The sequence below is a fragment of the Frankia sp. Hr75.2 genome (assembly GCF_949319125.1).
Lineage (GTDB): Bacteria > Actinomycetota > Actinomycetes > Frankiales > Frankiaceae > Parafrankia > Parafrankia soli.
On sequence record NZ_CASGGV010000053.1, the window covers coordinates 1 to 10198 of the forward strand.

Here is a 10198-nt window from a genome sequence, read left to right on the forward strand (position 1 = left end):
CACGGTGAAGAAATCGCAGGCCAGCAGGCCGGAGGCCTGGGTGCGTAGGAATGTGCGCCAGGAGGTGTTGGACCTGCGGGGTGCGGGGTCGACGCCGGTGCGGTGCGGGATCCGCCAGACGGTGGCGACTCCGACCGGGTAGCCCAGCCCGATCAGTTCTCCTTGGATCCTGCGGTGGCCCCAGGTTGGGTTCTCCTGGGCGAGGCGTAGGACCAGTTCGCGGATCTCCCGGTGGATCGGGGGCCGTCCGGGGGTCTTGCGGGGGTCCATTTTCGTGCGAGGAGATCACGGTGCCAGCGCAACACGGTGGCCGGGGTGACGAAGAAGGCGTCCCACCGAGCCCGGGGTAGCAGCCGGGACAGGGCTGCGAGGATCACCCGATCCGCCGGTTCCAGGACCGGGCGGTTCACCTGCCGTCGCAACACCGCCACCTGATGTCGCAGGACGAGGAGCTCCACGTCTTTCGCGGTGTCGCCACGCACGCGGAGCAACGTCAGTCCGAGAGCGTTGCGTGTCAGGGCGTGGAGCAGCGACCACACCATGACCATCCAGCCTGCCCGACACAGGCCCTGTCCGGCGAGCAAACGCGCAGGTCACCGCTCACCCGGACGGACCGTGGACCACCCAACAAGCCCGGAACCTCCTCATGGACTTCGGCGACCGGGCGGCCGACTTCCAATTTCTGGTTCGTGACCGGGCCGGCCAGTTCACCGCCTCCTTCGGCGCGGTCCTCGCCGACGCCGGCATCACCACCGTCACGATCCCACCCCGGACGCCCCGGGCGAACGCCTACGCGGAACGGTTCGTCCGCACGGTCCGGACCGAGGTCACCGACCGGATGCTGATCTTCGGCGAGCGGCACCTGCCCACCGTCCTGACCGCGTACGCCGCCCACTACAACGGACGACGACCCCACCGCGGCCGCAACCTTCAGCCACCACCGTCCGAGCACCCCATCGCCGACCTGACGAAGCGTCAAGCGCCAACCCATCCTCGGCGGCCTGATCAACGAATACGAACGAGCCGCCTAAAACCCCAGGTCAACACCGGTGACCGAGTTCTGGCACCCCACAGGCATCTCGACGCCCCGGTCGCCGTCAGGTTGCGCTCGGTGCGCCGACCACGAGCTTGGGTGGGGCGGGAGTTACTGGGCGGTGACGATCGCTTCGTCGGCGGTGCCGCTTGCGGTCACCTGTTCATCTTCATCCCCAGCAGGTTCTTCCCTGACCGCGGCAGCGGCGGCCTTGCCGCTCTTGAGGATCAGGGCGACGAAGCCGCCGACGACCGAGAGGGCGCCGGCGAGGACGCCGGCCCACCGGAGGCCGTCAACGATCTCGTCCAGCGTGGGCCCGGGGACCGCGTTGTAGTCGAGTCCGTGGTTGGCGACCGCGATCAGGGCGGCTAGGCCCACGGCGCCGCCGATCTGCTGGGAGGTGGAGGCCACCGCCGAGGCGACGCCCTGTTCCATCGGCGCGACACCCATGCCGGCCGCCGCGAAGGTGGCGGTGAAGCCGACGCCGCCGCCCAGGCCCCACAGGACCATGCCGGGCAGCATCGACCAGAACGAGCCATCCACAGCCATGACCACGCAGACGAGGGCCACGCCGCCGCCGTTGATCATCAGAGCCCCGGCCAGAGTGGCGCGGATGCCGAATCTGTTGAGCAGGACGGCCGTCACTGGTCCTCCGATCATGGAGAACACGCAGACGGGAAGGAATGCCAGGCCCGCCTCCGTGGGGCTGTAGCCGAGGACGGGCTGGAGGTAGGTGGTGAGCACGTAATAGCCGGTGGCGAGGGTGCCCATGAAGAGGAAGGCGACCGCCATGGTCGTGGCCAGGGTGCGGGTGCGCACCAGCCGCAGCGGGAGGAGCCCCTCCGGGGTGCGGGCTTCGGTCACCAGCAGGGCGACGAGGAGCACGCCGCCGATCACAATGGTGCCCAGCGCACGGACCGAGGTCCAACCGGACTCCGGGCCGCTGGCCAGGCCGAAGACGATGAGCGAGGAGCCTGCGGTGGCAAGCAGTGCGCCGGGCACATCGAACGCCTTGACGCCGCGCTTGACAGGCGCGTCGGCCGGCAGCAGTCGCGGCGCGGCCAGCAGGGCGATCAGCGCGAGCGGGACGTTGACGAAGAGGACGGACTCCCAGCCCCACCAGTCGGTGAACAGACCGCCGAGCAGGGAGCCGGCGGCGAGGCCGCCGCTGCCGACGGCGCCCCAGACGGCCAGGGCGCGGTTGCGCTCGGCTCCCTCGGCGAAGCCGCTGTAGATCAGCGTGAGGATGGCGGGAAAGAGCAGCGCTCCGCCGATGCCCTGCAGGGCACGCGCGGCCACGAGCAGCCCAGGTTCGGTGGCGAGCCCGCCGGCGAGGGACGAGACGCCGTAGATGGCGACGGCGACCAGGAAGATCCGGCGTGCCCCGAGCCGGTCGACCGCGCGGCCGCCGAACAGGAGCAGGCCACCGAAGCCGACGGCGTAGGCACTCACCACCCATTGCAGCGACTGGGCCGAGAAGTCGAGGTCGGCGCCGATCTCGGGCAGCGCCACGTACACGATGTTGTAGTCAAGTGCGATGATGAGCTGGGCAAACGCGATTAGTGCGAGCCTGCCTCCCGACCGCGCTGGCGACCGAGTCGGTGAATTAGTCATGGGGTCGTCTGTCTCCTACGTGGTGGCAGTGGGGAATGCGCCCCGGGGCACGGCAAGAACCGGGGAATTCCGCGCCCGCGGTCGGGCGACCAGGCTGAATATCCGACTGAATATCCGAGGCCGAGTTCCTGGCTTGTTCAGTTTTTTGGGCTGGTTCAAAGACCGGTCAGGACTCGGACGCGGTCGGCGGTGGCGCGCCGCCCGACATCGGTCTCCGGTCCCAACGCGTCGAACCCGTGGGGCGCCCCGGGGTGCACGTGCAACTCGGTGGAAACGCCGGCCGCCGCGAGCCGACGTGCATACTCGATGCTCTCGTCACGGAAGATGTCGAGCTCGCCCACCTCGACGTAGGCCGGTGGCAGGCCGGTGAGGTCGTCTGCTCGGGCCGGCGCCGCGTACGGCGGGACGTCGGGCCCGCCGTACGCGGCGCCGAGCAGCGCACCCCATCCGGTGATGTTGTCGTCGTAGTTCCAGCCCGCGAACGGTGCGATCGCGGGATCGGGCGTGGTGTTGCGGTCATCGAGCATCGGGTAGATCAGGATCTGTCGGGCCAGTGCGGGGCCGCCTCGGTCGCGTGCCAGCAGGGCCACCGCGGCGGCCAGTCCACCGCCTCCGCTGTCGCCCATGACCGCGATCCGTGCTGGGTCGACCCCGAGCTCGACTGCGTGGTCAGCCAACCACCGCAGCGCGGCGTAGCAGTCCTCCACCGGCGTGGGGTGGGAGTGCTCCGGGGCGAGGCGATACTCGACCGACAACATGGGGACACCGGTTGCCGATACGTATCGGGCGACCCACGGATCGTAGAGTTCGACACTGCCGAGAATCATTCCGCCGCCGTGGAAGTAGAGGACGGCCGATCCGGGCATCGACTCGCGCGCGGTATACCAGCGCAGGGCGATAGTGGCGCCATCGTGGGCGTTGATCTGGTAGTCCGTGGTCGTCACGTCCTCGGGTGCAGGCAAGGCATCGATCATTTGCGCCAGCGCCGCTTCAACGCTCACCCGCCGCGTCTTCCAGTCACCCACCGGCGGGGGCTCGACTTCTGGCGCGGCTGCCAGGAACGGTGCTATGGCCACTGCGAGCTGGGGATCGAGTGCGAACGTCATGTGATTCCTTCCAGGGGTGTCCGTGGTAAGCCGGCGTTGGTGTCGAAGAAGGCATAGGCGTGCCGAATACGCCCGTTGCTGAAGACGGCGGCATCGGCATCGGAGCCGGTTGCGACGGGCATGCCTGCTCGGGGTGATCCGAACTCCCAAAAGAATCGGCCTTGGTCGGTGCTGGATGGCGATGACGATCTTTCCGTCGCCGGCGGCGAAGTCGTAGAGGGCCGGTCTGGCGGCATCGACGACCTGCGGCCTCCTGCCCGAGGCGGGAACCGGACGGGACAGCGTCGAACACCACAGCCCTGGACAACCCCGCGACCGAGGGCGCGGATCTCGTGCGCCGACCGTATCTCGTCTACCGACCGATTCCCGTGCAGTGCTTAGTTTCCATGCAGAGCACTATACAAGCGCGTCGTACGATGTCGAGTGTGGGAGAGCAGACACCAGGCCGACGGGCGCGGCTACGGGCGCAGACCACCGCCGAGATCCAGGCCATCGCGTTGCGGCACATGGCCGAGGGCGGCCCCGACGCCATCTCCCTGCGCGCCATCGCCCGCGAGATGGACATGAGCGGCAGCGCCATCTACAGCTACTTCGCCACCCGCGACGCGTTGATCGCGAGGCTCATCAACGACGTCTACACGTCGCTTATGGACGAGGTAGAGATCGCCCGCGACGCCCTCCCACCCGACGACATCGCTGGCCGGATCCTGGCCCTGGGGCAGGCCGTGCGCCGATGGTCGGTGGCCAACCCGGAACGCTTCCGACTGATCTACGATCATCCGGCGCCCGGCCACCACGCGCCCGGCGACGGATCCACCTTCGACGCCGCCAAGCGGGCCTGCCTGGCGCTCACCGAGCTCGTCGCCGCCGCGTGGCCCCATGCCGAACCCGTCCAGCCCGTGGGCGACCATCAGTGGTCCGACTTCGCACCCGACCTGGTGACAGCCGTCCGCGACGCCTTTCCCGAGCTACCACCCGCCGGGGTCGCCCTCGCCATGCGCGTCTGGGGCCGCATGCACGGCCTCGTCGCACTCGAGGTCCACGGCCACCTCGGCCTCCTGACCAATGACCCCGCCGAGCTCTACCGCGTCGAGCTCCTCGACCTCATCAGATCGCTCGGGCTGGGCCAGGACATCGACAGGCCGGGGATCTCAAAGTCGGCGTCGCGAACGCCTCCACATTGAGCTGGTCGTAAGGCTGGTGGCCAAGAAGCGCGAAGGTGACCCTGTGGGGCTCCAGAACCCGGGTTTCGGCCTGTGAGCTGGTCTTTTGCGGTTGACGTGATCTTCCGTGCAAGTAGTCAGGCGGCGTTGCGATATTCGTTGATCATGCCGCCGAGGATGCGTGTGCGACGGACGGTGGACTCCGGGGTTGGGGCGACTGCGGGTGGCGGGTCGGGTGGGTGCTGGCCGAGGGAGCGGTGGGGCCGGTGGGTGTTGAAATGCTCCGCGTAGCTGTCGAGGGTCGATGTCAGGTGCCGTTCGGAGATGATCAGCAGCCTGTCGGTGCATTCGCGGCGGGCGGTGCCGACCCGGCGTTCCGCGATCGCGTTCGCCTGCGGGGCTTGAGGGGGTGTGCGTACCACGTCGATGCCGGCCCCGGCGAAGACAGCGTCGAAGGAAGCCGTGAACTTGGTGTCGCGGTCACGGAGAAGGAACCGGAACCGGTGGTCACACTCGTCGAGATCACCCAGCAGGTTCCGTGCCTGCTGGGTGACCCAGGCCGCGGTCGGGTGCTTCGTGACCCCGAGGAGGTGGACGTGGCGGGTGGCGTGTTCGACGACGAAGAACACGTAGATCCGTTGGAGGAACGCGGTGTCCACGGTGAAGAAGTCGCAGGCCAGCAGGCCGGAGGCCTGCGCGGACAGGAACGTGCGCCAGGAGGTGTCGGCCCGGCGGGGTGCGGGGTCGACACCGGTGCGGTGCAGGATCCGCCAGACGGTGGCGACCCCGACCGGGTAGCCCAGCCCGACGAGTTCTCCGTGGATCCGGCGGTGGCCCCCGGTCGGATTCTCCCGTGCGAGGCGCAGGACCAGTTCGCGGATCTCCCGGCGGACCGGCGGCCGACCGGGCGGCTTCCGTGGATAGGTCCATTTTCGTACGAGGAGTTCACGGTGCCAGCGCAGCACGGTGGCCGGGGTGACGAAGAACGAACCCCAGCGGGCCCGGGGTAGGAGCCTGGACAGGGCTGCGAGGATCACCCGATCCGCCGGTTCCAGCGTCGGGCGGTTCACCTGCCGTCGCAGCACCGCCACCTGGTGTCGCAGGACGAGTAGCTCCACGTCCTTCGCGGCGTCCCCGCGCACGCGGAGCAGCATCAGCCCGAGAGCATTGCGTGTCAGGGCGTAGAGCAGCGACCACACCATGACCATCCAGCCTGCCCGACACGGACCCCGTCCGGCAGGCAAACGCACAGGTCACCGTCCAAATCTGGGTTCTGGAGCCCCACAGGGTATAGGTGTCCGATCGCCTCCGGGGGAAGGCCTATCGATCATCGGGTGAGACAGAAGCCCTGGTCAGGTCCTGCGGACGAGTTTCGGGCACCCACAACTCATCTCGACTGGTCCGTCGAGGACGCGGAGGCTGCCGTTCAGTTACCTATCCATCGGTAGAGGTATTCGGGTCGTCCACCGCTTCCGTAGCGTTGGGATCGGTTCACCAGGCGTTGGTTCGTGAGCCGTTCGAGGTAGCGGCGCGCGGTGACGCGGGAGATGCCGACCGCGGCTGCCACCCCGGCTGCGGTCAGGTCCGCGGTGCCGGGTTTGGCGGCAGCTCTGCTGAGGTAGGCGACAACCGCGTCGAGGGTTTCTACCGACAGACCTTTCGGCTGGTGGACGGTGTCCGATTCAGCGCTTCGTAGTGTGGCCAGGGCTCGGTCCACGTCTCGCTGGCCGAGGACGTCGGCATCCGTGTGCGCGGTGATCTGGGTTCGGTAGGCTGCGTAGCGCTCGAGGCGGTCACGGAACACCGTGAAGGTGAACGGTTTGACGATGTACTGGACCACACCGTATGAGACCGCCGAGCGGACGGTGGGCAGGTCGCGTGCCGACGTTACGGCGATGACGTCGAGCGGCGCGCCGCCGCCGCGCAGGGCGCGGCAGATGTCGAGCCCGCCGATGTCGGGTAAGCGGAAGTCGAGCAGGACAAGATCGACGTTGCCCAGGCTGGCGAGGTGAAGGGCGTGACGGCCGCTGATGGCCACGTCGGTGACGACGAACCCGGGCAGCTTTTCGACGTAGCTGCGGTGGGCGTCGGCGATGACCTGGTCGTCATCGACGACGAGTGTGCGAATCGGCGCGCCGGGTCGGCTCATCATCGCGTGGGCAACCTCATCGGGCCGGAGTCATCGCCGTGGACATGTCGACGCTCCCGTGTTGCCGAGGGATGCGGACAGTGAACACCGCACCGCTGTCGCGACCCACCTCGATCTGGCCGCCGTGGCGCCGGACGACCTGCCGGACCAGGGCGAGCCCGAGACCTCGCCCGCGTGCTGCCTCGCCCGTTGACGTGCTCGTCTTGGTGGTCCAGCCGCGTTCGAACGCCGCCGCGGCCTGTGTCGGATCGAGGCCATGACCTGTGTCAGAGACCCGGACCGTCAGGCCGTCGGGCTCGGTACGCACCGAGACCGTCACCCGCCTCGGGGCCTCTCCTGCGACCGCGGCCTCGATTGCGTTGTCGATGAGGTTGCCGATGACCGTCACCAGCTCAGCCGCCTCGACGTCGAAGACCTCGAACCGGGTGTCGTCGGTGACGACGAGTTCCACGCCGCGCTCGGCCGCCTGGGCGGTCTTACCGAGCAGCAGGGCCGCCAGGACCGGCTCGTCGACGGCGGTCAGCATCCGGTCAGCGAGCTGCTGTGAGCCAGCGAGCCCGGCGGTGGCGAACTCGACGGCCTCGTCCAGCCGATCGAGCTGCATCAGGGTGACCACGATATGAAGCTGGTTCGCGGCTTCGTGGCTCTGGGCACGCAACGCATCCGCCATGCCCCGGACCGCGTCGAGTTCGCCGGTCAGCGCTTGGAGTTCGGTGGTGTCCCGGATCGTCGCGACACTGCCGAGCGGTTTCCCGTCGCGGACGGTGGGTTTCTGATTGACCGCGAGCATCCGGTCGCCGGCCAGCAGCACGGTGTCCTCGGCTGGACGACCACTGCCGAGTAGGTCCAGCGCCGCCGGATCAAGGCCGAGTTCCGCGACCGGCCGCCCATGGGCGTCCGACGGGAGGCCGAGGAGCCGGCGGGCCTCGTTATTGGCCAGGAGCACCCGAGCCTGGTCGTCGACGATGAGAACCCCTTCCCGAACAGCGTGCAGCACGGTGTCGTGATGTTCGTACATCCTGGTGATCTCTACCGGGCTGAGGCCGCGAGTCTGCCGCCGAAGGCGGCGGTTGACCAGCACCGTGCCGCCCACCGCTAGCGCGACGGCAGCCAGTCCGGCAACCAGGAGTACCGGGAGTTGCCGGCCGGCCGTCTGGCTGACGTTCTCGACGGTGATGCCTGCGGCGACCAGAGCGGCAATCTTCCCATCGCTGGCGGTGACCGGCACGACCGCGCGTACTGACGGGCCCAACGTTCCCGAGTAGGTCTCGGTGACCACCTCGCCTCGTACCGCTGGTTCGGTGTGTCCGAGGAAGCGCTGGCCGATTCGGGTCGGGTCAGGGTGGGTGTACCGGATCCCGACCGGATTCATCACGACGAGGAAGTCGACCCCGGTCCGGGCTCGGGTGGCCTCGGCCAGCGGCTGCAGCGAAGCGCTCGGATCGGCCGAGCTCAGGGCCGCGACCATCCCTGGAGCATGGGCGAAGGTCTCCGCGACCGCGACGGCGAGATCGCGTGCTTGGTGTTCCGCCGTGCGACGGGCCTGTAGCACCGAGGCGGCAACCGCAGCCACCACGAGGAGTACGACCACCGCGACCTGCAGGACGAGCACCTGGCCCGCGATGCTGCGCCGGCTCAGCCGCGTGCCGCGACCGCCGCCGGGGTCGTCCGCACCACCGGGTGTTGTGGCCATCGGCCCAGTGTGCCGGCCGGGACCAGTTGGCACCAGACGCCGTGAACAGTACGACCAAAACCGTGACCCATGATCGTGAACGCAGCCACTGTAACGCCACCACACGGGGCGGGCACACGGAACCGCCCGGCTAGGAGGCTCGCATGACCACGATATCGGCCCCGTCGCGGACGGGACCCACACGCCGACGCTGGTACCGGCAGCTTTACGTCTGGGTGCTGGCGGGGATCGTCGCCGGAATCTTAGTGGGCCACTTCTCCCCAGGAGTCGGTGTCGACCTTCAGCCACTCGGCACGACTTTCGTCGACGCCATCAAAATGATCATCGCTCCCATCGTGTTCTGCACAGTGGTCGGCGGCATCGCGCAGGTCGACAACCTGCGCAAGGTAGGCCGGGTGGGGCTGAAGGCGTTCACCTACTTTGAGCTCGTCACCACCGCCGCGCTGGTGCTCGGGCTCATCGTGATGAACGTGCTGCGTCCCGGTGACGGTGTCAACGCCGACCCGGACACGCTGTCGGTCAATGAGACCGTCGGCGGGTACATCGCACAGGGCGAGTCAAAGGGCTGGGGCGATCACCTGGCAGACGTTGTACCGGACAGCGTGGTCGGCGCGTTCGCGGAGGGCAAGGTGCTCCAAGTACTGTTCTTCGCCGTACTATTCGGCATCGCACTGAACCTCACCGGCAAGCAAGGTGCCGCAATCGCCGGCGGAATCGAGCGGGTCGGCCGCACCATGTTCCAGGTACTCCGGTTCATCATGTACGCGGCGCCAGTCGGCGCGTTCGGCGCCATGGCCTTCACTATCGGCAAGTACGGAATCGACACCCTCACCAGCCTCGGAAAGCTTGTCGCGGTCTTCTACGGCACGTCCCTGTTCTTCGTTGTCGTTGTGCTCGGCACGATTGCTGCGACCATCGGCGTGAACATCTTCAAGCTGCTGCGATACATCCGAGAGGAACTCCTGATCGTCCTTGGGACATCGTCCTCCGAATCTGTCCTTCCGCAAATCATGACAAAACTGGAGAGACTCGGAGCGCCACGCCAGGTCGTGGGTCTCACAGTTCCTACCGGATACTCTTTCAACCTGGACGGGACCTGCATCTACCTGACGCTCGCCAGTCTGTACCTCGCCCAGGCGGTCGGCGTCGACCTCTCCCTCGGTGAGCAGCTCACCATCATCGGTGTGCTGCTACTGACCTCCAAAGGCGCTGCCGGGGTCACCGGCTCCGGCTTCATCGTGCTCGCGGCGACGCTGTCGACCGTCGGGACAATTCCGGTCGCCGCCATCATGCTGATCTTCGGGGTCGACAAGTTTATGTCGGAGTGCCGGGCGCTCACCAACGTCTGTGGCAACACCCTCGCCACCCTCGTCGTCGCGAACTGGGAAGGCGTCCTCGACAAGGAGCAGATGCGAAAGGCGCTGAACGCGGGTCCGGACT

At 67.9% G+C, this 10198-nt stretch carries 7 protein-coding genes and 2 pseudogenes; 3 read left to right on the forward strand and 6 right to left on the reverse strand.

Going from position 1 to position 10198, the window contains the following annotated elements:
* Window positions 1–548 (reverse strand): annotated as a pseudogene (locus AC559T_RS05665) (helix-turn-helix domain-containing protein); the annotation flags it as partial.
* 44 nt (window positions 549–592) lie between these two features.
* On the opposite strand from AC559T_RS05665, the pseudogene AC559T_RS05670 reads away from it, so the two are divergent.
* Window positions 593–1031 (forward strand): annotated as a pseudogene (locus AC559T_RS05670) (integrase core domain-containing protein); the annotation flags it as partial.
* A gap of 113 nt (window positions 1032–1144) precedes the next feature.
* Here AC559T_RS05670 and AC559T_RS05675 read toward each other — a convergent pair.
* Together AC559T_RS05675 and AC559T_RS05680 are read right to left on the reverse strand one after the other, a co-directional pair.
* A complete protein-coding gene (locus AC559T_RS05675; RefSeq protein ID WP_498867995.1) occupies window positions 1145–2647 on the reverse strand; it encodes an MFS transporter in 1503 nt (500 codons plus the stop codon).
* Between the two features lie 155 nt (window positions 2648–2802).
* Window positions 2803–3753, reverse strand: a complete 951-nt coding sequence (locus tag AC559T_RS05680; protein ID WP_498867996.1) for an alpha/beta hydrolase — start codon at window positions 3751–3753, stop codon at window positions 2803–2805.
* 416 nt (window positions 3754–4169) lie between these two features.
* On the opposite strand from AC559T_RS05680, the gene AC559T_RS05685 reads away from it, so the two are divergent.
* Window positions 4170–4937: a TetR/AcrR family transcriptional regulator gene (locus AC559T_RS05685; protein WP_235013664.1), complete on the forward strand. Its 768-nt coding sequence runs from the start codon at window positions 4170–4172 to the stop codon at window positions 4935–4937.
* A 116-nt stretch (window positions 4938–5053) separates the two neighbouring features.
* On the opposite strand, the gene AC559T_RS05690 is transcribed toward AC559T_RS05685, so the two are convergent.
* From AC559T_RS05690 to AC559T_RS05700, 3 genes are all read right to left on the reverse strand, one after another.
* Window positions 5054–6160, reverse strand: a complete 1107-nt coding sequence (locus AC559T_RS05690) for an integrase core domain-containing protein (RefSeq protein WP_498867999.1) — start codon at window positions 6158–6160, stop codon at window positions 5054–5056.
* Between the two features lie 182 nt (window positions 6161–6342).
* A complete protein-coding gene (locus AC559T_RS05695; protein WP_071066955.1) occupies window positions 6343–7068 on the reverse strand; it encodes a response regulator in 726 nt (241 codons plus the stop codon).
* Between the two features lie 13 nt (window positions 7069–7081).
* Entirely contained in the window at window positions 7082–8758 is a 1677-nt protein-coding gene (locus AC559T_RS05700; RefSeq protein WP_498867997.1) for a sensor histidine kinase, read from the reverse strand.
* Between the two features lie 143 nt (window positions 8759–8901).
* Between AC559T_RS05700 and dctA the strand changes: the two genes are divergently transcribed.
* Window positions 8902–10198 (forward strand): C4-dicarboxylate transporter DctA (gene dctA, locus AC559T_RS05705; RefSeq protein ID WP_498867998.1); only part of this gene is annotated, 1297 nt, incomplete at its 3' end.